The sequence below is a fragment of the Pseudomonas sp. DW-iso3 genome (genome assembly GCF_058725305.1).
In genome coordinates, this window is record NZ_JBZXDZ010000003.1 from 286,211 (window position 1) to 311,507 (window position 25,297).

The window sequence follows — 25,297 nt, forward strand, 5'->3', positions numbered from 1 at the left end:
AACCGATATACATGGATGTAGTTGATCCCAGCCTGCAGTATGGCAGCACCCAAGAAGTACTATCGACAACGTTAATCTGTCAGACAGACCATCTCGTACGCCATCCCAATGGCCTGTTCGGATTCGGATGGGCTCTGGATCATGAACATGTAATTGTTCAGGCCTACCTTCATATGCATTTTGCGGGTGGGCGGCTTGAGCGCGTTGCAGTATCTTTGGGCCGGTCGCGGGAAGACGTTGCCGCAGCGTTCCCTGGTAATGCCCAGGCGGCCAACTCTGGTTATATGGTAATCGCCGGGTGGGGAGCTGAAGCGCCCGAAAGGTGTGAACTCGTTTTTGAAATGCGCGCTGGCGTGATAGCTCGTCATGAGCTTGCTTTGCCAGCACACGACGCAGTGCAAAGTACTGAAGTGTCGCAGAGTCTGTATCTCGCTAAGCGAGCCTGGGCCTATCTGCGTCGAGGAAGTATCAAGACGCTGGTCAGAAAGTGCCTTCGATATCGTGGGCGAAACCCTACGCTGGTGAACTCTGACGAGACTGCTCTCGCGGCACGTCTGAAAAACCGCCCATGCCGCCTGGTGATCGATCATTCGATGGGAGGCGGAGCCAATCTGTTTCGCGAGCGCGTGGTTACTGATTGGCGATCCTCGGGCGATACCGTGATATTGCTTAGTTTTCGCGTTTCTTCCATGCAGACTTTTGTGGAAGTACGAGACCGCAGCGGAACCTATTCATGCCAATTGCCCAGCTTGGACAGCTTTGTCGAGGTGCTGGTGCGCATGGATCTTAAGCAAGTGTTTTTCAACTGCGCCGTATCTTTTCCGCATCCGCAAAGCCTTAGAACGTTCATGCTGGCGTTGAAGCAACGGACCAATGCCAGCCTGATCGTGGCCATACATGAGTACTTCCTTGTTTGCCCTTCGCATTTCCTGCTCGACGATGGTGGGCAATATTGCGGCATACCGTCTGTGTCGCGCTGCAATGCCTGTTTGAGCAATCATCCGGACGGATTCGTCTCCCTAACGGGGGAGCGCTCGATCGTACGTTGGCGTGAAATGTGGGGAGAGCTGCTGGATGCGGCCGACGAAATTCGCTGCTTTTCACAATCTTCTTGTACGTTACTTGAGCGTGCCTACCCGGGGATCGGGGGACGCGCGAAGCTCTTTCCTCATTATGTGGAGCCCCTTCGCGAAGTTAGCGTCCCCGCGCCGCCGCGAAAGTATCTGACGATTGGAGTAATAGGTTCGATCTCCCACCACAAGGGCGCAGGCATCCTGCAAGATCTGGCGGCGGCGATTCATCAAGTGGGCGCGCCGGTGCGAATCGTCGTCGTGGGAAGTGTCGACGCGCCATGCCACCCGGAAGTGGTGAAAGAAACAGGCCCCTATGCACAAGACGATTTACCCAAAATCGTTGAAAAGCATGGCATCAGCATGGCTTTTCTGCCTTCAATTTGCCCTGAAACATTCTCATTTGTCGCGCATGAAATACTGTCGATGAAGCTACCGCTGATCTGCCTGGACCTGGGGGCTCAAGCTGACCTGGTTCGCAGTCTTGAAACCGGCTATATCGCGACGCGGCAGGATGGCCCAAGCTTGCTTGAGGATATCCTGGCTTTTGAGCGTTCTCTTCACCCTTTAAGTATTAAGGTCATTTCTTGAAAAAAATACACGTTTACACCAGTGCCGCCTGTAACTACATTCCGAAAGTTCGAGCATTGGTAGAGTCGATCAAAAAATTCCATCCTGATTGGGTCGTGCATTTGGCTCTGTCGGATGAAGTGCCCGCCGGTCTGGATCTTTCCGCAGAGCCGTTTGATGAAATTCACCCGATCAGCAGCCTGGATATTCCGAATGCAAATGGCTGGGCGTTTTGTCACACGATCGTAGAGTTGTCGACAGCCATCAAGCCGTTCCTCCTGGCACGACTGCTTGATCGTCCAGATTGTGCCGGGGTCATCTACCTTGATCCAGATACTGTACTTTTTTCACCTCTGCATGATGTGCTGGAAGCTATCCAGCATTCAAATATCGCTCTGACGCCTCACCAGGTCACTCCAGAGCCAACGTTAGCCGCCATCATGGATAACGAGATCTCCAGCCTGAAACACGGCATTTATAACCTGGGCTTCCTTGCCGTTGCGCCAACGGAAATAGGTAAACAGTTCGCGAGATGGTGGTCAGACCGTCTTTATTATTTCTGCCGCGCTGAAATTCACAACGGCTTGTTTACTGATCAGCGTTGGATCGATCTGGTACCGGCTTTTTTCGAGGGTGTATGCATCCTGCGAACTTCGCGTCTGAACGTCGCCCCGTGGAACATTACAACTCGACAAATTACAGGTGAATTACCGGATAACGTCATGGTGGATGGACAGCCTCTCGGCTTCTATCACTTCACAGGGTTTGACAGTGGTGCGCATCGGACCATGGCGTGGAAAAACGCAGCTAACCAGCCAACGGCGCATGCGTTGATCAAATGGTATACGGAGACTATTGCTGACCTGGGCAAGGATCCTTTAAGCCAAGTGCCGTGGGCGTTCTCTCGTTTTGCAGACGGTACTGCTATTCCCAAGGCTGCACGCCTCATTTATCGAGAGCGACTGGACCTGCAGCAAACCTTTCCTGATCCTTTTGCAACCGAAGGCGGCGGTTACCTCGCGTGGTGGGAATCCCAGGGGCGTGTGGAGTTCCCGGCACTTTTTGATCCAGCCACTTCTGCAGCGGAGATGCTTCGGGTGACGTCTGCGTTGACGCCGGGTTATCAAGCAGGTGGGGTACCGGTTGTCTTCAGTTCCAGCCGTGTGCGTGAGCATTTGGGCCAAGTACTGGACGACCCTCGTCACGGAGTGTTGTTGGCCAAGCGTGCGTGGGAAGTGCTTCGCACGGAAGGTGTGCCGGGTATCGTCAAGCGCATTTCGCGATGACTCTGATTGCTTGAACAGGACTTTATGCAATGCCAGTAGCGGATGTTGGACAGCAGGCAAGTGCCAGTGCTGAAACAAGATGGACTGCACTTGTGTCGATGGATTCAGGCCGCGCGAGTCGTCTGGTCATTCTGATCACGTTTATGCTGGCCTGTGCGGCCATCGCTCTACATGTGCCAGGCCAGATTTCAATGGACACGAGCATTCAGCTTTATGAGGCCAGCATTGGGCAGTCATTGAGCTGGAATCCGCCTTTCATGTCGGCGTTGCTGCGCTGGCTTGGAGGTGGAGAGATTGGCACATCGATGATCGTGTTGATCAACGCTGTATTGCTCTATGGGGCGTTTGCGGTTGTTGCAATGACGCTGCTGCAAGTGCGGGCAAACCAAGGGGTATCCAGGATTGCTACATGGCGTGTAGCGCTTGCCTTATTGTTGATACTTAACCCTATAGTCTTTATTTATGTTGGGATTGTCTGGAAGGACGTACTGTTTGCCTCGTGCCTAACGGCCGCCTGCGCGTTTGCGGTTGCAGCAGGTGTAGGCTCATTCTTCCGTCGTTCTGTTTGTATTGCCCTATCAATACTCTTGCTTGCTGCCGGATACCATACCCGTCAACACGGTATGTTCATGGCCCCCATACTCTTGTTAGTACCCATTTTGGCATCGTGGTCCTTCATGCCAAGTAAGAAAATTCAGAGTGCACTCGTTGTATTCGTCCTTTTCTTTATTACGGTCGTCGGGTTCCAGCAGCAAGTCAATTCAAGTATTAAAGGGGCGGATGATCGCGCAAGTTCTGTGGGTTTTCGCGGCATCATGCAATATGACATTGCCGGTATCATCAGTGACTCCACGCGGCCCTACAGCGAGTTTGCGACGCCGATCAACGCTGAACAATATGCAGCCGTCCAATCTGCCTACAGCCCCGGCAGAATTGATTATCTGAGCATGAATCCCGTTGTCGGTGAGTGGATGGCAGGAATGCCTGGAGCGGCGCTGTCGCATGCCTGGTGGGAAATGATCAAGCAAAACCCGACCGCCTATATTCAGCATAAAGTAACGGCTTATGCCACATTACTGGGGCTTCGAGGCATTGAGGGAACGCTACCGGTGCATGTGGGTGTTGAGGGTAATAAGGCCTATCTTGAGTCGGTCGGTATCAAAACGGGTACCAACAGTCGTAGTCAAAAAGTCTATGATTTTGCCACCCGATTTTTTAACTGGCCTATTTATTATCACGCTTTCTGGCTGTTCGCACTCGTTGCCTTGGCTGTCATAGGGGCGCTTGTGACTCTGCCCAAGCCGTTTAAGGCAATGGGAGGCGTTATTGCTTTTGCGACGCTAGTATTTTATGGGGCTTTTCTTCCAACAACGTTGGCATCCGATTTCAGGTATCTGTTTGGAGCGATCCCCTTGATTATGGTACTTGGTGTAATGCTGTTGCTAGGCGCTGGAAAAAAGAAGGCTGTTTCAGGTTGAGTGTGTCTCAAGTCAGAGGCAGTTTTTGAAGGTGATTAATAATGAAATCAGTTAAGGCGATTATGGCGTTATTTGCAGCGGCATATCTCTATAATGAGCAGTGGTTGTTGGGTGAGCTTTTGTACTCTAACGCCCGCCCGAGAGCGATTATAGGGACGGTTTCATGAATCCTCATGCGCCTCAGCCCACTTCATTGTTGGCTTTGTTGAAGAGTCTTTGGTGGAACCGTCAATTAATTGTGCGTATGACAAAGCGTGAGGTGATTGGGCGGTATAAGGGCTCGTTTCTAGGGTTGGGGTGGTCGTTCCTCAATCCCCTTTTGATGCTTGCGGTTTACACCTTTGTTTTTTCGGTCGTCTTCAAGTCCAGATGGGGTGTAGCCGACAGCGGGGCTGAAGAAAGCAAAGCTATGTTTGCAGTCGTGCTCTTTGTCGGCATGATCGTATATGGGCTGTTTGCGGAGATTCTTAATCGGGCACCGGGTTTGATTATCGGTAACGTCAACTATGTAAAGAAAGTTGTGTTTCCTCTTGAGGTGTTACCTGTTGTTTCTGCGTGTGCAGCCCTGTTTCATGCTTTGGTTAGTTTGGCTGTCTGGGTGATCGCTTATACGGTGCTGGTCGATATACCTCATTGGCACGCACTGTTGCTGCCTCTCATATTGTTGCCGCTTTTATTACTGGCTCTCGGACTCGCTTGGTTTCTTGCGTCCCTCGGGGTCTTCTTGCGTGATGTGGGGCAGACCGTAACTATTATTACGACAGTTATGATGTTTCTTGCTCCGGTGTTCTTTCCTGTAAAAAATTTACCGGCTGAATTTCAACCGTTAATCATGGCTAACCCATTGACCTTTATCATCGAGCAGGCACGCGATGTTTTAATCTGGGGAAAGCTGCCTGACTTTAAAGGGTTATTGAACTATTCGCTCGTGGCGCTGGCTGTATTATGGGCGGGCTTTGCGTGGTTTCAGAAAATGCGAAAAGGATTTTCCGATGTGCTCTGATATTGCGATCGAAGTAAAAGGAGTGAGTAAGTGCTTCCATATCTACGATGCTCCCCGTGATCGTTTTTTACAGTTTTTCAATGGGAAGAGAAAGCAGTATTTTCGAGAGTTTTGGGCGCTGCGCAATGTATCGTTTGTTGTAAATAAGGGCGAAACAGTAGGGGTGATAGGGCGCAATGGCAGTGGCAAGTCTACACTCTTGCAAATTATCTGCGGCACCTTAACGCCAAGTGCTGGATCGGTCCTGACTACTGGGCGCGTCGCCGCACTGTTGGAGTTAGGTTCTGGCTTCAATCCAGACTTCAGCGGGCGTGAAAACGTCTATATGAACGCTGCAATACTGGGGCTGTCGAGAGATGAAACCGACGCACGTTTTTCTGAGATTGAAGCGTTCGCAGAAATCGGCAGCTTTATAGATCAACCTGTAAAAAGTTACTCCAGTGGGATGATGGTTCGCCTTGCGTTTGCCGTGGCAATCAATGTAGACCCGCAAATTCTGATTGTTGACGAGGCGTTATCCGTTGGCGATGAGTTGTTTCAGAGAAAGTGTTTTGCACGCATCGAAGCCATCAAGGCGGCGGGTGCTACGATTTTGTTCGTCTCGCATTCGGGGAGCGCAATTGTTGAGCTTTGTGATCGAGCTATTCTCTTGGATAACGGTGACAAACTCACAGAAGGCTTGCCAAAAAATGTAATAGGGAAGTATCAGAAACTACTGTATGCGCCCAGTGATAAGGTTGACGCGATTCGCGCGTCAGTTAGTGTTGGGGAGGGGACTTCGGCTGCAGGTGTCGCTGCCTCGCAGTCAGGCACCGCTTCAAGAAAAGCACCGGATGAATTGGATGAGTTTTTCGATCCTCATTTGAAGTCGCAAAGTGAAATGTCCTACGAGTCACATGGTGCGCTGATTCGAACTCCGCAGATCATTAACATGGCAGGCGAGCCAGTTAACTGTATAAAGCGCGGGCGCACGTATCGTTACACATACGAGGTTGGGTTTTCGGTTGCCGCAACTGCAGTTCGGTTCGGCATGATGATCAAAACCTTGGCTGGGGTTGAACTTGGCGGCGCGGCAACAGCCTTGCATGCCCAGGATGCTATTAGTTATGTTGAGCCCGGAGCATCGATTCGGATTGAGTTCGCGTTCGAGTGCAACCTGAACGCGGGGACCTATTTTCTCAACGCTGGTGTTCTGGGGGTGACGAATGGGGGGGAGACCTACCTTCACCGTCTCTTGGATGCTTGCTTGTTCCGAGTACTGCCGGGCCCAGATCTGTTGGCGACCGGTATCATTGATTTTAAGTGTGTCCCGGACGTTTTGATATCCAGCAAAAATGAAATCGATCGACTTGATCAATAACCTGCAGTGGATAATTCGTGATGAGCAGTAATGTGGTCTATCAAGTGTCGGCTGTTGATCCCGAACAAAGAGCGATTGCAAAGGGGCAGAAGCCTTTCACGTTATGGTTGACGGGCTTGAGTGGTTCGGGAAAATCGACGATTGCCAACGCACTTGAAGTTGCCTTGGTGCAGCGTAATAGGCACACCTACTTGATTGACGGCGACAATGTCCGCATGGGGTTGTGCCGTGACCTGGGGTTCAGTGACGCTGATCGTGAAGAAAATATCCGGCGAGTGGCAGAAGTGTCTCGGCTATTTATCGATGCGGGTCTTATCGTGATCACCTCGTTTATTTCGCCGTTTGAGCGGGATCGTGCTCTTGCGCGTGAAATTATTGGCGCTGGGGCGTTTATTGAGGTGTTCATTGATGCGCCTTTGTCTGAATGTGAGCGCCGGGATCCTAAAGGTTTGTATAGCAAAGCGCGTAAAGGTTTGATTAAAAAATTCACCGGTATTGATTCGGCTTATGAAGCTCCCCTTACACCGGATATTCGACTGAATACCCTTGAGACTGATGTGCCCACAGCCGTAGCGATGGTGATGGAGTATCTGCAGCGGCGAAATCTGTCATAACCGGTGATGGACTTTAGAGCCTGATGTGTGTCGCGAGTGTCTGAGTCTGTCGATCAGCGACACTGTCCTCTTCCTTTGCGAGGCCGTGCCGCTGAGTGCCACGATTCAGTTGTTATCCAGATCTGGCATTGGACTCATGGTGTGGCGTGTTCCTGTTTCGATTATGACGATTGCCACAGCGTCGGGTTTGTATTTCTCGATGAGATCGGTGCGAAAGAAGCCGTCTTGCAAGTGGGCCATTACTATCGTCTCGAAGTGCGTTTTAAGGAAAGGAAGAAGCTCCGTGGTAAATGAATCACGGAGTAAAAGGAGTGTTTTTCCCGTCTTTGCATCGGTGTGAAGTATTTGTGGTGCTACCCAGCTGTGGTTATCGCTCAAGAATGTCGTTTTGTCGGGGTCATGGGTAAGTGCCCCTGCAAATGTTACGCGATCATGTGGCACGAAATCCGCTATACCCAACATCAAGGATAAGTCTCTCGGTTGCTCTGAGCTTGGGAGATTCAGGGGTGTAAAAGCGGATAGGGGCAAGGGCGCCATTTCGGGGAAGTCCTGGGCCATGCGTGTCATCAGTTCTTTGTACCCAATATAGGCACCCAGTCCTGTCCAATGAGTGTCGTACTCATCATAGAGTTTTTGGTTGTTTTTCTCACTCAGAATCGCTTCGCGTGGGTCGACGATCTGGTCATACCCTGCGGCTTTAGTTGCACTAATGATCTTGTCAATTTCAGTTGTCGTTCGGTTGACCGGCATCCATTCAGGTCGGTGTTCGGGGTAGATATCTTCCTTGACGGGGGCAACCATAAAGTAGAACTTCGTGCCTTTACGTTTTAAGTACTCTACGCGTTGCTGGAAGCCTTTTACCCAGTTATTAATGCTTGTGTTATCCAATATCAGGCCGCCTGACATAATAGAAAGGTGAGTACCATCGTCATAAAACAGCCATCCGTGCTGACCTACGATTATTCTGCTTGTGCCAGAGTAACCAAGCGTGTACCTGAAAAAATTAAGACCGGAAATTAAGAAGTCACGCAGTGGAAAATTGTCCATGACATAGGCGTCAAGCTTTGCCGGCAGGGCGGACCAGTCGTTTAGGCTTTTTGGAAGTTCTGGGGCGACCGTGAGTACCCTGTTTTCTGCAATGCTGGGCTTATGCAGTTTTAACAGGGGAAAAAGGTGGAAGGCTGAAATGACCAATAATATTCCAACAATCAACGCTCGCCAATAAGAGGCCTGAGTCATCGGGTTGGAAGGCAAGACGTCACGATTAGAAGTGCTTTTCATAGCGGCGCCTTAGAACCGAAAGTAAAGGAAAGGGTTAAGGGAATTGCTTGCCAGCAGAAATACGCAACACACGAAACCGGTAATCAAAATAAGGGCTGGGAGCACATGAACATCTTGGGCATCGCGTCCGTGCATGCCAGGCTCGGTAGAGCCGCTGACGGCGGGAAGTTTTAATCGCCTGGAAAGCCATGGCACGACGGGGAAGGACAGGATTGTTCCCACTATTAACGCCAAGACGGTTTCTGGCGTCATCCAAATCATATAGGGTTGCCAAGCAGGTGCTTGAGCACCAAAGCCAGCCAACGCCTTTATGATGACCCATGCCTGATCAAAACTGTTTGCCCTGAAATATACCCATCCGATCATCACAACGATCAAGGTGTAGCAGCGTGCAAGTAGGGCGGGAGAGACGTCGAGAACCCGCTTCAAGAAAAGCCTTTCGAGAACGACAAATAGCCCGTGAAACATCCCCCAGAATACAAATGTCCATGCCGCGCCGTGCCAGAGACCGGTGACGAAAAAAACAATCAATAAGTTTCGAATGGTTGAATACTCACCACCTCTGCTCCCGCCGAGTGGGATGTAGATGTAATCCCGGAACCAGAAAGAAAGAGACATATGCCAGCGGCGCCAAAACTCGGTGATCGATTTGGATGAGTAAGGATAATCGAAGTTTTTCGGAAACCGGAAGCCAAGCATAAAAGCAAGACCAATGGCCATGTTCGAATATCCGCAAAAGTCGAAGTAAATTTGCAGGGTGTAGGCAAGTGTTCCTATCCAAGCTGTCACGGACGTCACATCTGCCGGCGCGAGGCTGAATAGGTGGTCGGCTGCGGGAGCGACCGAGTTTGCAATCATTACCTTCTGACAAAGCCCAACAATAAAGTACTGAACACCTAGGCCGAACATTGTGGCCCCGACCGTTCTGCTGCGAAGCTCCCCTTCAATGTCGGTATACCGGACAATTGGACCCGCCACCAAATGAGGAAACATCATGACGTACGTTGAGAGTCGGACCAGGCTGTTTTCAGGAGCAATTGTCTTTCTGTGAACTTCTACAAGGTAAGAAATTAGCTGGAATATGAAAAATGATATCCCCAGCGGCAGATGGATACCCAAATGCGGCGACTGAAAGCCGACAATACTGGAAAGGGTGTCTACAATGAACTGGCTATATTTGAAGAAACCAAGAACGATCACGTTGGCGGAGACAGAGAGGGCGAGTAGCCAGGTCCTGGTTTTTCCGTGGGTATCGGCTATTTGTTTGCCTGCCCAAAAGTTCATTAGCAACAGTGCAGCCAGAAGAAACAGGTAAAGTCCTTCTCCCCATACATAAAAAATGGCACTGGCTGTCAATAGAGTAGCGTTTCTCGCTCCTGTCAAATAGTAGAGCAATAAAAAAACAGGAAGAAAGTAGAAGATGAAGACAATAGAGCTGAACACCATTTTGCTGAAGCTTCCATGAGTGGTTTTTCGTGTGAATTTATCACAAAATTTCGTGCATTCATAAGATTTCAAGTGCCCCTATCTTTAGAATGCTACCCAGGCGATCTTGCAGTTGGTAAGTAGGTGGCCAGCGAGCTGTGCGCTGCGGGCTCAACGCGATGCTTAAAGTATCCAGGGAGTGGAGCGGGCATATCTCACGCTGTCATTCGCATGCTGTGTTTTGTGGGACGGACTTTTGGTGTCGAATCGTGTGTTTTTTGCTGGGCGCGAACGTGCTAAGATTTGCGCAATTTTTTGCATTGAGAGAGAGGGAGTGCTCGCGTGACTGATCAGCCTACCAAAATAGCAGTTCTGATCCCCTGCTATAAGGTGAAAAAACATATATTAGATGTTCTCCGCCAGATTGGGCCAGAGGTGTCTAAAATATATGTCGTGGACGATTGTTGCCCCGAAAACTCAGGGGATTATGTAGTTGAGCATTGTACAGATCAGCGCGTGACGATTCTACGCAACCCTATCAATCTTGGGGTGGGTGGAGCGGTCATGACGGGTTACAAGGCAGCTATTGCGGACGAGATGGACATTATCGTGAAAATTGACGGTGATGGTCAGATGGATCCGAGCCTGATAATCGACTTTGTTTCACCTATTATTGCGGGGCATGCCGATTACACGAAGGGAAATCGCTTCTTCGACTTGGAAAAAATTTCCGAAATGCCGAAAGTTCGGCTTTTTGGAAATGCGATCTTGTCGTTTATGACAAAACTATCCTCCGGTTATTGGAATCTTTTTGATCCCACCAACGGCTATACCGCGATCCACTGCGAGATCGCGAAGCACTTGCCGCTAGATAAGATCAGTCAGCGTTATTTCTTCGAAACGGACATTTTGTTTCGGCTTAATACCCTCGGAGGGGTGGTTGTTGACATTCCGATGGACGCCAAGTATGAGGATGAAGTCAGTAATCTGAAAGTTTCAAAGGTGATTGGTGAGTTTATGCTCAAGCACACAAGGAACTTATTTAAGCGTATTTTCTATAACTACTACCTGAGGGGCATGTCGTTGGCGTCGATTGAGCTACCCTTGGGCATTGTATTGCTCGTGGCAGGTTCTATGTTCGGTATCGGCCACTGGGCGGAGTCGCTACGTACGAATGTGCCTACCCCGGCAGGTACAGTTATGTTGTCGGCATTGCCTGTGATTATTGGTATTCAACTCTTGCTTGCGTTTATTGGTCACGATATATCTTCTGCTCCAACCAGACCTTTTCAGATTCTTAGAAGAAAGCATAAGTCGTTGAGTCAGCAATAGGCAGGATAGCACTGTTGCAGTTATTGGGTTTTTTATGAGACCTACAGTGGAAGGTTTTATTTAGGAAAGGCGAATGGGATGAAAGTGATCTGCGAGTATAAATGATTGACCAAGGTAAGGTCGATTTTTCAGCACCGCTTAAATTGTGTTTTTGTGGGGAAAGTTGATGAAAGGACTTAGAGATTTCTTGTTGGATCCATCACTCAGGATGTTGGATGTCGACGGCCCCGAACGCCCTCAGTTACACAGCAGGGTGCTTGAGCGCAAGTGGGCGCTCAAAGATGTCTTTGTTGAGTTTCATCACGCCTTTCACCGGTTAGTAGATCACTATTGCAAGGTCGCCGGCTTGGAAATTGAGTCTGACGCAGGTGTTGCGCCGATGCGCAATTCGTACCCTGAGGTATTGGCGACTGACGTGGTCTTTGGCGTACCTCTAGACCGGATGCTGAATGCATTATACAGACAAAATTGCTTCCATCACTTTGCTGATCCGGCACTTTTATTCACTGAGTCGCATCGTGCACTTAAACCAGGTGGTGGCGTTATTCTGATTGAGCCCCGCTATAAACTGTTTGGCGCCTTTATTTACAAACGGCTTTTCAAAAGTGAAGGGTTCGATACGAGTTATACTTCGTGGGGAGCGTCGTCAGTTGGGCCGATGAATGGTGGCAATCAGGCATTGACTTATAGTGGGCTTGTTCGTGATAGGCATGTGTTTGATTTTAAGTTTCCAGTGTTGGAAATTGCTCACCAAGAAGTGGGTGATAACCACCTCCGTTATTTGGTTTTCGGGGGGCGCAGTTTTCGTCAATTGCTTTCAAAGGCGTTAATCCCGCTCATTGAAAAGATTGGGCTATTGTTTCGTCTCGTTAGGAAGTTTTTTGCGCTCCATCATGTAGTGGTTATGCGGAGGATGGTTTGATTTTAATTCGTTATGGCGTTATTCAGGTATTTGCTTATGCGTTGGATATGGGCGTGTTCCTGTTGTTGCATTATGCTTTGAAGGATCAGCCTTTTTTGGCGAATGTTATAAGCAAAGGGGGGAGTGGTGTATTTTCGTTTTTTTTACACCGGCACTTTACATTTCAGTCCACCGAGGGGAGTGGTAGGGTTCAAGCGCTGAGGTACTTTGCGGTGCTCTCTCTTAATATCCCTATTGCGTCGGGATTGTTTGCTGCGGGTCTCTATTTTATCGATAACCCTGCATTGATGAAATTTGCGTCCGACGTAGCATGCGTTGCATTGACTTACTGGGTCAGCAAGTTTTTTATATTTCGTACGAGTAAACAAAAACCGTCACCGGTTGATCACGCTAAGGACTTATGACGATGAAGTTGCTCATTACCGGTGCGTCGGGTTATATCGGAGATAGGCTGGCGACTCTTGCATTATCCCGTGGGCATGAAGTGATAGGTGCTACGCGCCGTCCATGTTCCCTAGCCTTTACCTGGCTTCCTTATGATCTCTTGACGCCGCCGCCGGTGTTGCCTGCCGGAACGCAGGTGATTGTGCATTTGGCTGCCGACACTTCGACAGGTGGCCAGGTCCGCGCAGAAGACGAAGTCGCGGCTGCGCGTGGGCTGATCAGTCAAGCCAATGAACGGGAGGCCAGAATTGTCTTTATCTCCAGTCAAACGGCGAGCGCTGAGGCTTCAAGCGTTTACGGCTTGACCAAATGGCGTATCGAGCAAGAAGTGCTGGCGGCGGGTGGTGCAGTTGTTCGGCCAGGACAGGTCTATGGTGGGCCTGAGCGCGGATTGTTCGGTACCCTTGCCGGGTTGGTCCGTCGATCCCCTTTGATTCCTGCCCTTATTCCTGCACCTTGTGTCCAACCCATTCATGTTGACGATCTTGCCGCTTCCATACTGACCATTGTGGAGCGAGGTGACCTAAGTCTCCAGGTTTTCAATTTGGGGGCTGTGCAGCCTGTTTCCTTTACCTCTTTTCTTTTATCCATTGCCGCATACAGGACTCGTGTAGTCCGCTTACCGCTTCCTATACCCGTCGTATTGCTCAGGCTGCTTACCTTGGTTCTCGGGCGAACCTTGAGTGCGAAGCTGGGCTTGGAGCGAATTTTTTCGCTGATCAATTTGCCTCCCATGGAGAGTGCCCACTCTCTGCAAACGCTTGGCGTAAAACTGCGCCCGTTGGTTTACGGCCTGCATTCATCGGGCGATGGTAGGCGACGGCAAGTGCTTCAGGAAGCTTTCGTGCTATTGAGCTATCTACTGAAAAAAAAACCTCCCGCGAGTCTGCTAAAGCGGTATGCAAAAGCGCTGGCGAATGTAGGTAAGACTGAGTCGATTATCAATGTTCGGTTGTTGGTGCGTTGGCCCATTCTGCTGATGCTCCTCGATAACCAAGGTGTCCTGAAAGGGCCGGGTGGCCAGGAGTTGTCCTGGCGATTGCAGGTTGCACTCAGCGTTGCTGAAGCCAGCTCAGAGGGATTCCTGGTCTTTCTAGGTCTTTCTCAGCAACGAAATCTCTTTACCACGCTCATATCTCTGGGCGTAGTTTCTCTTAAAGAACTGGCGTGGCGCCCCCTGTCTCTGCTGGCTCGCCCCTTTGCTTACTTGCTGTTGCCTGGAAGAGAAAAAACGCGTGAAGCCTGAATTCGATGTGATCATTGTAGGCAGTGGGCCTGCCGGAACGTCGGCTGCTTTCCCGCTGGTTAAGGCCGGTCTGAGAGTGCTGATGGTTGATGCTCAGAGCGCTGCGGGTTCTGACGCTGCCCCCCCAGGTTCATTTCTCACCAGTCGGGCAACTGACGAGGACCAGTGGAAATGGATGATCGGTGAAGATTTTCACGCACTGAACCAGCTGGATGCAGTCTCTCCGAAGCTGAAGACACCGACCCACTCGCATGTCTTCCAAGGGTTCAGTGCCAGCAATCGTATTGAGACCGATAACTTCATCGGCGTCGGCTCATTGGCGACTGGTGGCCTGTCAAACGCTTGGGGCTGTGGCGTCGCGCGCTTGCCGGAAAGCGATTTCGCGGGTTTGCCCTTTGATTATTCGGAGCTCGAAAGATCCTACGAGACAGTATCTCGCCGAATGGGTATCAGTGGGCAGGCTGAGGATGACCTTGCAACCTACTTTGGCCTGGATGATTGGTCACAACCACCTCTGCCGCTGGACAGGCTGCATCAAAGGCTGCTTGATCGTTATAGTCGAAAGCGCTCCGAATTCCCTGGCCTTGGATTTCGTCTGGGACGTTCCCGGGTGGCTGCATTAAGTCAATCGCTCGGGGATCGTCAAGCGTGTGACCTGTCGGGTAACTGTTTGTGGAAATGTCAGAGTCAGGCGCTTTACAGCGCCTCACAAGAGCTTACCAAACTCAAGCAATATCCTGGGTTTAGACACATTCAAAACTTCCTGGTAACAGATCTGCACAAACAGGATGGATCATGGAGCATCGTTGACCAACGAACGTCTCATCGTTTCTCCTGTACCAGACTTTTGTTGGCAGCCGGAACGTTAGCCACCACCAGGCTTGCCCTCAAGCAACTGAATCATTTCGCCCCAGTACCACTGCTGTCGTCGCCAACAGCAGCTTTTCTGCTTTGGCTGCCGAGAATGCTCGGTACTTCCAGGGGCCCTGCATTTGGGCTTGGACAACTATCGTTTGCACTGGACGTGGCAAGTGGTGCGACGGCATTTGGTTCAACGTTCAGTACAACTGGGTTACCGATGACTGAGTTTGTCAGTCGGGTCCCCATGAGTAAACGTTTCAGCATCGAACTGCTTCGAAACCTGCTGAGTGCCTGCTTGGTGGGAAATATTTTTCTTCCAGGGCACTTGTCTGCTAATACCGCGCTGTTACGACATGACGGCGTGCTGAGTATTACGGGGGGGCTGCAGCCGGAATTACCGGCGCTGATGAAAACCGCTGAAGCGAAGCTGCGTCGTATTTACTGGAAAATGGGCGCGATCTTAATGCCTATGAGTTTCACTGTTGGCAAGCCGGGAGCGGATATCCATTATGCAGGCACTTTTCCGATGCGCCCGACTCCCACGTGTGGGCAGACGGATGCGTTCGGCGAGGTAGAGGGGCTCTTGGGGGTACATGTGGTTGACGGCGCTTGCCTGCCAAGTCTGACGGAGAAATCCCACACGCTGACAATCATGGCCAACGCCGACCGGATAGGGCGTTCAGTTGCAAGGCGATTGCAGATCTGAAGCCCTGCGTGGCTGTCCGCTACGTGTTGTCAAGCAAGCTCAGGTAGGGGGTATTAACTCACTACCTGCGCTTGCGGTTTGTTCAATCCACGCTTTTACTTTGAACAGTAAAACGTATCTCTCCAGCCTTCGCTATAGTCCACCATTGCACTTTCAACTTCTGGGTTTTCAGAAATGAACGTTTCCCAGTCGAACGTCTTTGTCGTGTATCCGAAGTGTTTGGCAATGAAGCGTACTGCGCTTCTTGATGGACGTCCGACGAGGGTCTGACCGTTTCGAGTCAGTGAGTCGGAATAGGCCATTTGTTGGTCATCCACCGGGTCAAGCAAAAGCTGAACGCCATACGGATTGGCGAATACTGCACGGGGATCACCATTTTTAACTTCTGGTAACTCATCGGCTCTAGGAGTGACCTCGGTGTCAATGACCACCAATATTGCCCCGGTACGTTCGATCAGGTCGAATAATTCGGCATGTCGAACAGTGTGGTAATAAAACCCCAGGCAAAACACGACATCAAATTTCTTGTTGCTGAGATGGTCGAATACATCACCGCACAAGAAATCATAGCGCGAGGGTTCAATGCCATACTCGTTAAATGTATCTATAGCGTTGTTGATCAGTTCTTGCCTGGGTTCAATGCCCGTTACATGAGCTGCACCCGCCTGCAGAGCCGCAAATGACCAGCGTCCGTCATGACTGGCTATATCAAGAACACGCTTGCCTTTAATGAGCGGGCCACTTTGTTCCATTATTGCGCGGTGCCGAGAGTTTAGACGGTGTGGGAATGGACTGGTTTGGCTGGTTTTATAAAATTGTGGGAAGTTATCAAAAAAGCCCATATGGCTCCCATGTACGCAACTCGATGAGAGTTGGCTTAAAATTGAACACGTCCAAGATAGTACACGACACGCCTCTTTACGGGATACCACACGCGAATTTATTCGTTTTTTGCGTGAGCTTTTCGCGTGCGATGTTTCCATGGCAACCATAAAGATGCCCAACTGGCCCACTCACGGTTTTTTCGGCCTCAACACCAACCACAACGCCCCCCCAATCAACACCCCCCCATACACATGCGCCATCGACAACGGCTCCCCCAGCAACAACGCCCCCCACAACACCCCAAACGGCGGAATCATAAACGTCACCGTCATCGACTTAACCGGTCCAATCGAGGTCAGCAGCCTGAAGTACAGGATGTAGGCAAACGCCGTACACACCAGCCCCAGCCCCAGCAACGACCCCCACACCTGCCATCCACCCCAGCTCGCCGGCGGTTGGCTGATGGCGCTGTAGGCAAAGAACGGCAGCAGGAACAGGGTGGCGCCAAGCATGCTGCCCAGGGCTGATAGGCGGCTGTCCAGCCCACCGCGCTGATCCAGCCAGCGCCGCGCCAGGAACCCGGCAAAGCCGTAACAGGTGGTCGCGAGCAAACAGGCCAGTGCACCCGTCAGCAATTCCAGGTCAAACGCCACCGGCCCGGCGCGGGTCAGCACGCCCACACCGAACAGTCCCAGACATACTCCTGCGATTTTCGACGGTGTGAGACGTTCGCTGAAGAACAGCCCGCCAATCAACACGCCCATCAACGGTGTGGTGGCGTTGAAGATCGCCGAGTAACCCGCCGGCAGCACCTGGGCCGCCACCGAATACATGGTCGCCGGGATGCCGGAGTTGATCACTCCCAATAGCAACACAGTCCTGAACTTGCCTTGAAAATCCCAGCTTACCCGCATCATCGCCAAAATCACTAGCAACCCGGCGGCGGCGATCGATACGCGGAAAAACGCCGTCGGCACCGTGCCGATCTCGGGCGCAATGATGCGCATAAACAGGAAACTCGCGCCCCAGATGGCGGCGAGCCCCAGCAAGTACAAGGTGTCGACAGGTCTCACGGAATGCTCCTACATCAATAAGGCGGCGAGTGTTACACGCCCCCTTTACTGATTACAGGACAAACCGCGCCACCAGCCCATTCAGGTCCACTGCCAGGCGCGACAGTTCCTGGCTGGCCGCTGACGTCTGGGTGGCGCCGGCAGCGGTCTGGGTGGACAGGTCGCGGATGTTAACCAGGCTGCGGTCCACATCGCGTGCCACCAGCGCCTGCTGCTCGGCGGCGCTGGCGATTACCAGGTTGCGCTGGCTGATCTGCGAGATGGCCGCGGTAATTTTCTCCAGGGCGCTGCCTGCGCTGTTGGCGCGTTGCAGGGTGTGGCCGGCCTGTTCGGCGCTGCTGTTCAGGGCTTCGACGGTGCCTTGGGTGCCCTGCTGGATACCGGTAATCATCTGCTCGATTTCTTCGGTGGAGTCCTGGGTGCGCTGCGCCAGGGAGCGCACTTCATCGGCCACCACCGCAAAGCCACGCCCGGCCTCGCCGGCGCGGGCGGCTTCGATGGCGGCGTTCAGCGCCAGCAGGTTGGTCTGCCCGGCGATGCCACGGATCACTTCCAGCACTTTGCTGATGTCTTGGGCCTGCACGGCGAGGCTTTCGGCCTTATTCGAAGCGCCGAGTACTTCGTCCACCAGGTTCTGGATCGACCTGATGGTTTCGCTGATCTGATAGTGGCCGTGCTTGCTGTCCTCGTCGGAGGCCTGGGATGCCTCGGCGCTGGACACCGCATTGCCGGCCACTTCGTCCACCGCTGCGCTCATTTCGGTCACGGCGGTGGCAGCCTGTTCGATCTCGTCGTTCTGCGCTTGCAGGTCACGGGTGCTTTGTTCCATCACCGAACTCATCTCTTCGGCAGCGCAACCCAGTTGCTGCGCCGACTCACTGATGCCGCGGAGGGTGCCTTGCAACTGCGCCTGCATGGTGGCCAAGGCTGTCAGCAATTGGGCGGGTTCGTCCTTGCCACTGACGGCGATCGGCTGGCTCAAGTCGCCGCTGGCAATGGTGCGTGCCACAATCAGCGCCTGGTCGAGGGGGGCGGTGATGCTGCGGGTCAGCAGCCACGCCAGCAGTAAGGTGGCGGTCAGCGCGAGCACAATGATCGAGCCGACGATCCACTGCGCGCTGGAATAGGTCTGTGCGGCTGAATCCACAGCGGTTTGCACACCGCTCTGGTTGAAGGTAATCATGTCCGTCAGGCTTTTGTTGAGGATCACACCCTGTGGCGCGAGGCGGCTGTTGAGCAGGTCGATGGCGTCTTGTTGCTGGTCCTTGTCTACCAGGGCAACGATTTGTCTGACAAGGCTCAGGTAAGCGTTCGCATTACCTTCGAGCTGCGTGAGCATTTCGCGCTCTTCATCGCCGCTGAGCAGGGTTTTGTGATGGTCGAGCAGGGTTTGCAGCTCGGTGTGCTGGCGGGTGATCAGGGCTTTGCTGTTGTCGCGGATCCGCGATTCGTCGGTGGTCGCCAGGCGCAATGCCTCCAGGCGGATGCTGGCGACAATGGCCGCGCTGTCGTGGATGTTCTCGATGCTGGGCATCCACGATGCTTCAATGACCAGCGCGCTTTGCCGCAACTTGGCCATCTGACCAAGGCCAAACATTCCTACAATCACCAGCAAGCTGGCCAAAACCCCAAAACTCAGACTGGCACGCAGACCGATCCTCATGTTCCTCAATGACATCTCAATGCTCCTTGGGCGATTAGAACCTGTTCCCGGATCGGTCTTCGGACCTTGTTAGGGTGGGAGAGGGCGCGCTATATATCAAAGTGCTATCACCGTGGTAATCAGGGTTTCCCTTAGTTGGATCCACAGCACTGCGCGGTAATCGCGCCCGGCGTTGCGCGCGGTTTTCCAGCATCAACCTGTCAGGTCCCGCCATTGCAGGGGTGTGAGTAAAACGCGAAGAGACTTCGGGGTGCGTTTATTGACCGAATGGTCGGATTTAGAAAATTGCAAATAAATGTACGAAATGAACGAAGTTGTACAAGGCAGTGCAAGAAATGACTCTTCTCCTGTTCTCGTACACTGGCTAAGCTCAGGGCATCCAGATGCCCGTTCGAGGTTTCCCGCATGTCGCAATCCGCCCTCGCTGTCGCCCAGATGATCCTCGATGGCTTCGACGATTACCGTGAGCACTTCCGCCAGATCACCGACGGCGCCCGCGAGCGTTTTGAGAGGGCTCAGTGGCAGCAGGGGCAGGCGGCGTCGGCGGCACGGATCAACCTCTATGAAGAAAAGGTCAGTGAAGTGACTGCGCGCCTGCGCGAACACTTCGATGACGGCACACTGCTTGATATCGACACGTGGCCCGTGGTGAAAAGCGCCTACATCGGGCTGATCGACCTGCGTTTCGACGATGAGCTGTCCGAGACCTGGTACAACTCGATCTTCTGCGGGCTGTTCAGTCATGACCTGATCAGTGACGGCTGCATGTTCATCCACACCACCCGGCCCAGCCTGCGCCGGGCACGGGCCGCGCAGACGCGCACGTACACGCCCGCCGGGAACATCCCGCAAATGCTCGCGCAGATCTTTGCCGACTACCGTTTCAGTGAACCTTACGCGGACCTGGCAAGCGACCTGCACCGCCTCGAAACCCAACTGCGGGAAAACCTGCCGGACTGGGTGTGCAAGGACCCGGACCTCAAGGTCGAGCTGTTTTCCTCGGTGCTCTACCGCAACAAGGGCGCCTACCTTGTAGGACGCATCTATACCCGCGACGAACAATGGCCGCTGGTGATTCCCCTGTTGCACCGTGAAGGGCAGGGCATCCAGATCGACGCGTTGATCACCGACGAAGCTGAGGTGTCGATCATCTTTTCGTTCACCCGCTCCTACTTCATGGTGGATGTACCGGTGCCGGCGGAATTCGTCGGCTTTCTCAAGCGTATCCTGCCGGGCAAGCACATCGCCGAGCTGTACACCTCCATCGGTTTCTACAAGCACGGCAAGTCGGAGTTTTACCGCGCGCTGATCAACCACCTGGCGACCACCGATGATCAATTCATTATGGCCCCCGGCGTGCGTGGCATGGTCATGAGCGTGTTTACCCTGCCGGGCTTCAACACGGTGTTCAAGATCATCAAGGACCGTTTTTCGCCGTCGAAAAACGTTAACCGCGCCACGGTGATCGAGAAGTACCGCCTGGTTAAAAGCGTCGACCGGGTCGGGCGCATGGCCGATACCCAGGAGTTCGCCGACTTCCGTTTCCCCTTGAGCAAATTCGAGCCCGAATGCCTGGCCGAACTGCTGGAAGTCGCCGCCGGTACCGTCGAAGTGGAAGGCGACACCGTGTTGATCCGCCACTGCTGGACTGAACGACGCATGACCCCGCTCAACCTCTATCTCGACAACGCCAACCCCGCCCAGGTGCGTGAAGCCCTGGAAGACTACGGCCTGGCGATCAAGCAACTGGCGGCGGCGAATATCTTCCCCGGCGACATGCTTTTGAAGAACTTCGGTGTCACCCGCCACGGCCGTGTGGTGTTCTACGACTACGACGAAATCTGCTTTCTCACCGAGGCCAACTTCCGCCACATCCCCGCGCCGCGCACCCCCGAGGATGAAATGGCTTCGGAACCCTGGTATTCCATTGGCCCGCTGGATGTATTCCCCGAGGAGTTCCCGCCGTTCCTGTTCGCCGATGCTGGCCAGCGCAAGCTGTTTGATGAGCTGCATGGCGAGCTGTACAACGCCGATTACTGGAAAGGGCTGCAGGAGGCGATTCGTGCCGGTAAGGTCATCGACGTGTTCCCGTACAGGCGCAAAGACCGCGATAACGAATGAGGGGCGCGCGCTTTGGCGGTTTTCTGCGACAATCCGCCCCCTGCATAAATAGACGACCTATACGTACCTGATGACTGATCAAGCGCCCGCTATCGACCAATTGCTGAACAACCTCGACCACGCCATGCTCGCCGACCGCCACCGCTTGCGGCGGCAGCTGCTTGAGCTGCGCAAGAAGCCCGACGAGGAAAAGTTGGCGCAGTGGGTTGCGCGCATGCAGGCGTCCTGCGCCCAGGTCACGGCGCGGCGTGCCAGCCTGCCGGTGATCCGTTATGACGACAGCCTGCCGATCGCGGCCAAGCGCGATGAAATCAAAGAGGCGCTGAACAAGCACCAGGTGCTGATCATTGCCGGCGAGACCGGTTCGGGTAAAACCACCCAGTTGCCGAAGATCTGCCTGGAAATCGGGCGTGGCCAGTTCGGCCTGATCGGTCACACCCAGCCACGCCGGATTGCCGCGCGTAGCGTGGCCAGCCGCGTCGCCGAAGAACTGGCCACGCCCTTGGGCGCGCTGGTCGGCTATCAGGTGCGCTTCGAAGACCAGAGTGACTCCAATACCCTGATCAAGCTGATGACCGACGGCATCCTGCTGGCGGAAACCCAGAACGATCGCTACCTGGAACGCTACGACACGATCATTGTCGACGAAGCCCACGAACGCAGCCTGAACATCGACTTCTTGCTGGGCTACCTGAAAACCCTGCTGCCGCGTCGCCCGGACCTGAAGGTCATCATCACCTCGGCGACCATCGACCTGGAGCGCTTCTCCAAGCATTTCGACGATGCGCCGATTGTCGAGGTGTCGGGCCGTACTTTCCCGGTAGACACCTGGTATCGCCCGCTGACCTTGGAACAGGATGAAGAAGGCAACCGCGTCGAGGACGACTTGACCGTTGACCAGGCGATCCTCGCCACCCTGGATGAAATCGCCGCCTATGAGCGCAGCGAACGGCGCAGCCCCGGCGATGTGCTGGTGTTCCTGCCGGGAGAGCGTGAGATTCGTGACGCTGCCGAGATGCTGCGCAAGGCCCAGCTCAAGCACACCGAAATCCTGCCGTTGTATGCGCGCCTGTCGCCAGCCGAACAGCAGCGCATCTTCCAATCCCACCCGGGGCGTCGCGTGGTGCTGGCGACCAACGTTGCGGAAACCTCGCTGACCGTGCCGGGCATTCGTTATGTGATCGACAGCGGCACCGCGCGCATCAGCCGTTACAGCTACCGCGCCAAGGTGCAGCGTCTGCCGATCGAGGCGATCTCCCAGGCCAGCGCCAACCAGCGTAAAGGCCGTTGCGGCCGGGTCGAGCCGGGCATTTGCGTGCGCTTGTACAGCGAAGAGGATTTTATCGGGCGTCCGGAGTTTACCGATCCCGAAATCCTGCGCACCAACCTCGCCGCAGTGATCCTGCAGATGCTGCACCTGCGCCTCGGCGAGATCACCGATTTCCCGTTTATCGAACCGCCGGACGGCAAGGCCATCAGCGATGGCTTCAACCTGCTGCAAGAGCTGTCGGCGGTGGACCGCAACAGCCAGCTCACGCCACTGGGTCGCCAATTGGCACGCCTGCCGGTGGACCCGCGCATGGGCCGCATGCTGCTGGAAGCCGCCAAGCTCGGCAGCTTGCAGGAAGTACTGATCGTCGCCAGCGCCATGTCGATCCAGGACCCGCGCGAGCGTCCGCCGGAACGCCAGCAAGCCGCGGATCAGGCTCACGCACAGTGGAAAGATCCGGATTCGGACTTTGCCGGGCTGGTCAATCTATGGCGCGGCTTTGAAGAGCAGCGCCAGGAACTCACCGCCAGCCCGCTGCGCAACTGGTGCCGCAAGAACTTCCTCAACTACCTGCGCTTGCGCGAGTGGCGCGATTCCCATCGTCAGTTGAGCCTGATCTGCCGCGACATGCAGCTGACGGTCAACAAAGAGCCGGCGGACTTCCCGAAACTGCACAAGGCGGTGTTGTCCGGGCTGCTCAGCCAGATCGGCCAGAAAACCGAAGACGGCGATTACCTCGGCGCGCGTCAGCGCCGCTTCTGGATTCACCCGTCGTCGGGCATCGGCAAAAAGCGCCCGCAATGGCTGATGACCGCCGAACTGGTGGAAACCACCAAGCTGTATGCGCGCATGGTCGCCAAGATCGACGCCGACTGGATCGAGCCGCTGGCTGGTCACCTGATCAAGAAAAACCACTTCGAACCTCATTGGGAGAAGAAGCGTGGGCAGGTCGTGGCCTTTGAGCAGATCACGCTGTTCGGGCTGATTGTGGTCGGGCGTCGCCCGGTGCATTACGGTCCGATTGACCCGGTGGTGTCCCGCGAGCTGTTTATCCGCGAGGGCCTGGTGCGTGGCGAGATCCAGTCGCGGGCCAAGTGCCTCACGGCCAACCAGCAACTGCTGGAACAGCTCGACGAGTTGGAAGCCAAGGCGCGCCGTCGTGACATTCTGGCGGATGAAGAAACCCTGTATGCCTTCTACGACGCGCGGTTGCCGGCGGAGATCCACCAGACTGCGACCTTCGACAGCTGGTACAAAATCAACAGCCAGAAAGACCCCCAACTGCTGATCATGCGCGAAGAGGACGTGCTGGCCCGCGAAGCCAGTGAAGTCACCGCCGCGCATTATCCGGACACCCTGCACCTGGGCGACCTCGAACTGGCGTTGAGTTACCACTTCGAGCCCAACCACCCGCGTGACGGCGTGACCTTGCGCGTGCCGGCACCGTTGCTGCCGGCCTTGCCACCCGAGCGTCTGGAGTGGCTGGTGCCGGGGGTGATCGAAGCCAAGTGCATTGCCCTGGTGCGCAACCTGCCCAAGGCCCTGCGCAAAAACTTCGTGCCGGTGCCGGACTTCGTCAAGGCCGCGCTGCAACGCATCGAGTTCGGCCAGGGTTCGTTGCCCCAGGCGCTGGGGCGCGAGTTGCTGCGCATGACGGGTGCGCGGGTCAGCGATGAAGCCTGGGCCGAAGCCGCGCAGCAGGTGGAAAGCCACCTGAAGATGAACCTGGAAGTGGTCGACGGCCAGGGCAAGTTCCTGGGTGAAGGCCGCGACCTGGCCGAACTGACCGCGCGCTTTGCCGAGGCCAGCCAGGCCGCGCTGGCAGTGCCGCAAACCGCGAAAAGCCAACAGCCGGTTGAAGCCAAGGTGTTTGCGGCGGTGGCGGAAAAGACCCAGCAGAAGATCGCCGGGCTGTCGATGACGGTGTATCCGGCGTTGGTGGAAGAAGGCGGCACGGTCAAAGAGGGGCGCTTCTCCACCGCTGCCGAAGCTGAATTCCAACATCGCCGCGCCTTGCAACGCCTGCTGATGCAGCAGTTGGCAGAACCGGCAAAATTCCTGCGCGGCAAATTGCCGGGCTTGACTGAGCTGGGCCTGATGTACCGCGAGCTGGGCCGCATCGATGCGTTGGTAGAAGACATCCTGCTGGCCAGCCTCGACACTTGCGTACTCGAAGGCGAAACCAACCTGCCGCGTGATGGTGCCGGTCTGGCTGCCTTGGCCGAGCGCAAGCGCGGCAGTTGGACCGAACACGCCGAGCGCCTGGCGCGCTTGACCCTGGATGTGCTGAAACTGTGGCACGGCCTGCAAAAACGCTTCAAAGGCAAGATCGACCTCGCCCAAGCCGTGGCGCTGAACGACATCAAGCAGCAACTGAGCCACCTGGTGTACCCAGGTTTCGTGCGGGAAACCCCGGCGCACTGGTTCAAGGAGTTGCCGCGTTACCTCAAGGCCATCGAGTTGCGCCTGGAGAAACTGCCGAGCCAGGTGCAAAAGGACCGGGTGTGGAGCGGCGAACTGGCCGGCTTGTGGACGCACTACGAAAACCGTCTGAAAAAGCATGCCCAGGAAGGCAAGCGCGATCCTCAGCTGGAGCTCTATCGCTGGTGGTTGGAGGAATACCGGGTGTCGTTGTTTGCTCAGCAACTGGGCACCAAAGTGCCGATTTCCGACAAGCGCCTGAGTAAACAGTGGAGTTTGGTGGAGGCCTGAGATCGTTCCCGGTCTCAAGGACGACGCAGGTCCAA

18 protein-coding genes are annotated in these 25,297 nt (G+C 54.2%); 13 read left to right on the forward strand and 5 right to left on the reverse strand.

Features of this window, described 5'->3' with window-relative positions:
• The first annotated feature begins 11 nt into the window (after nucleotides 1–11).
• The 6 genes from AC4PS7_RS10450 to cysC all read left to right on the forward strand — a co-directional run bounded on the left by AC4PS7_RS10450 (nucleotide 12) and on the right by cysC (nucleotide 7,381).
• Nucleotides 12–1,661: a glycosyltransferase gene (locus AC4PS7_RS10450; RefSeq protein WP_492179396.1), complete on the forward strand. Its 1,650-nt coding sequence runs from the start codon at nucleotides 12–14 to the stop codon at nucleotides 1,659–1,661.
• Entirely contained in the window at nucleotides 1,658–2,926 is a 1,269-nt protein-coding gene (locus tag AC4PS7_RS10455; protein ID WP_021490906.1) for a hypothetical protein, read from the forward strand. Before AC4PS7_RS10450 ends, AC4PS7_RS10455 begins: the two co-directional genes overlap by 4 nt.
• A gap of 29 nt (nucleotides 2,927–2,955) precedes the next feature.
• Nucleotides 2,956–4,404: a hypothetical protein gene (locus AC4PS7_RS10460; protein WP_031290418.1), complete on the forward strand. Its 1,449-nt coding sequence runs from the start codon at nucleotides 2,956–2,958 to the stop codon at nucleotides 4,402–4,404.
• Between the two features lie 163 nt (nucleotides 4,405–4,567).
• A complete protein-coding gene (locus AC4PS7_RS10465) occupies nucleotides 4,568–5,407 on the forward strand; it encodes an ABC transporter permease (RefSeq protein ID WP_031290417.1) in 840 nt (279 codons plus the stop codon).
• A complete protein-coding gene (locus tag AC4PS7_RS10470) occupies nucleotides 5,397–6,767 on the forward strand; it encodes an ABC transporter ATP-binding protein (protein WP_187517047.1) in 1,371 nt (456 codons plus the stop codon). The genes AC4PS7_RS10465 and AC4PS7_RS10470 overlap by 11 nt, the downstream gene beginning before the upstream one ends.
• Nucleotides 6,768–6,787: 20 nt before the next feature.
• Nucleotides 6,788–7,381, forward strand: coding sequence for an adenylyl-sulfate kinase (cysC, locus tag AC4PS7_RS10475; protein ID WP_021490902.1), 594 nt, complete (start codon nucleotides 6,788–6,790; stop codon nucleotides 7,379–7,381).
• Between the two features lie 105 nt (nucleotides 7,382–7,486).
• Here the strand turns inward: cysC and AC4PS7_RS10480 are convergent, their stop codons facing one another.
• Together AC4PS7_RS10480 and AC4PS7_RS10485 are read right to left on the reverse strand one after the other, a co-directional pair.
• Nucleotides 7,487–8,662 carry an alginate O-acetyltransferase AlgX-related protein gene (locus AC4PS7_RS10480; protein WP_021490901.1) on the reverse strand — a complete coding sequence of 392 codons (1,176 nt, stop codon included), beginning with the start codon at nucleotides 8,660–8,662 and terminating at the stop codon, nucleotides 7,487–7,489.
• 9 nt (nucleotides 8,663–8,671) lie between these two features.
• Nucleotides 8,672–10,180, reverse strand: a complete 1,509-nt coding sequence (locus tag AC4PS7_RS10485) for an MBOAT family O-acyltransferase (RefSeq protein ID WP_144080539.1) — start codon at nucleotides 10,178–10,180, stop codon at nucleotides 8,672–8,674.
• Between the two features lie 249 nt (nucleotides 10,181–10,429).
• Here AC4PS7_RS10485 and AC4PS7_RS10490 point away from each other — a divergent pair, with 249 nt between their 5' ends.
• From AC4PS7_RS10490 to AC4PS7_RS10510, 5 genes are all read left to right on the forward strand, one after another.
• Complete coding sequence (locus AC4PS7_RS10490; RefSeq protein ID WP_021490899.1) at nucleotides 10,430–11,419, forward strand: glycosyltransferase family 2 protein; 990 nt, start codon at nucleotides 10,430–10,432, stop codon at nucleotides 11,417–11,419.
• 166 nt (nucleotides 11,420–11,585) lie between these two features.
• Nucleotides 11,586–12,341: a methyltransferase domain-containing protein gene (locus AC4PS7_RS10495; protein ID WP_021490898.1), complete on the forward strand. Its 756-nt coding sequence runs from the start codon at nucleotides 11,586–11,588 to the stop codon at nucleotides 12,339–12,341.
• Complete coding sequence (locus AC4PS7_RS10500; RefSeq protein ID WP_021490897.1) at nucleotides 12,338–12,745, forward strand: GtrA family protein; 408 nt, start codon at nucleotides 12,338–12,340, stop codon at nucleotides 12,743–12,745. Before AC4PS7_RS10495 ends, AC4PS7_RS10500 begins: the two co-directional genes overlap by 4 nt.
• 2 nt (nucleotides 12,746–12,747) lie before the next feature.
• Nucleotides 12,748–14,031 carry an NAD-dependent epimerase/dehydratase family protein gene (locus AC4PS7_RS10505; protein ID WP_492179397.1) on the forward strand — a complete coding sequence of 428 codons (1,284 nt, stop codon included), beginning with the start codon at nucleotides 12,748–12,750 and terminating at the stop codon, nucleotides 14,029–14,031.
• Entirely contained in the window at nucleotides 14,021–15,598 is a 1,578-nt protein-coding gene (locus AC4PS7_RS10510) for an FAD-dependent oxidoreductase (protein ID WP_021490895.1), read from the forward strand. Before AC4PS7_RS10505 ends, AC4PS7_RS10510 begins: the two co-directional genes overlap by 11 nt.
• Nucleotides 15,599–15,693: 95 nt before the next feature.
• On the opposite strand, the gene AC4PS7_RS10515 is transcribed toward AC4PS7_RS10510, so the two are convergent.
• From AC4PS7_RS10515 to AC4PS7_RS10525, 3 genes are all read right to left on the reverse strand, one after another.
• Nucleotides 15,694–16,440, reverse strand: a complete 747-nt coding sequence (locus AC4PS7_RS10515) for a class I SAM-dependent methyltransferase (RefSeq protein WP_197079260.1) — start codon at nucleotides 16,438–16,440, stop codon at nucleotides 15,694–15,696.
• Between the two features lie 171 nt (nucleotides 16,441–16,611).
• Nucleotides 16,612–17,496, reverse strand: coding sequence for a DMT family transporter (locus AC4PS7_RS10520; protein WP_256454555.1), 885 nt, complete (start codon nucleotides 17,494–17,496; stop codon nucleotides 16,612–16,614).
• A gap of 52 nt (nucleotides 17,497–17,548) precedes the next feature.
• A complete protein-coding gene (locus AC4PS7_RS10525) occupies nucleotides 17,549–19,174 on the reverse strand; it encodes a methyl-accepting chemotaxis protein (RefSeq protein ID WP_021490892.1) in 1,626 nt (541 codons plus the stop codon).
• A 390-nt stretch (nucleotides 19,175–19,564) separates the two neighbouring features.
• On the opposite strand from AC4PS7_RS10525, the gene aceK reads away from it, so the two are divergent.
• On the forward strand, nucleotides 19,565–21,280 hold the full coding sequence (aceK, locus tag AC4PS7_RS10530; protein ID WP_021490891.1) for a bifunctional isocitrate dehydrogenase kinase/phosphatase: 1,716 nt from the start codon (nucleotides 19,565–19,567) through the stop codon (nucleotides 21,278–21,280).
• Nucleotides 21,281–21,350: 70 nt separating this feature from the next.
• Complete coding sequence (gene hrpA / locus AC4PS7_RS10535) at nucleotides 21,351–25,262, forward strand: ATP-dependent RNA helicase HrpA (protein WP_042571890.1); 3,912 nt, start codon at nucleotides 21,351–21,353, stop codon at nucleotides 25,260–25,262.
• The last annotated feature ends 35 nt before the right edge of the window (nucleotides 25,263–25,297 follow it).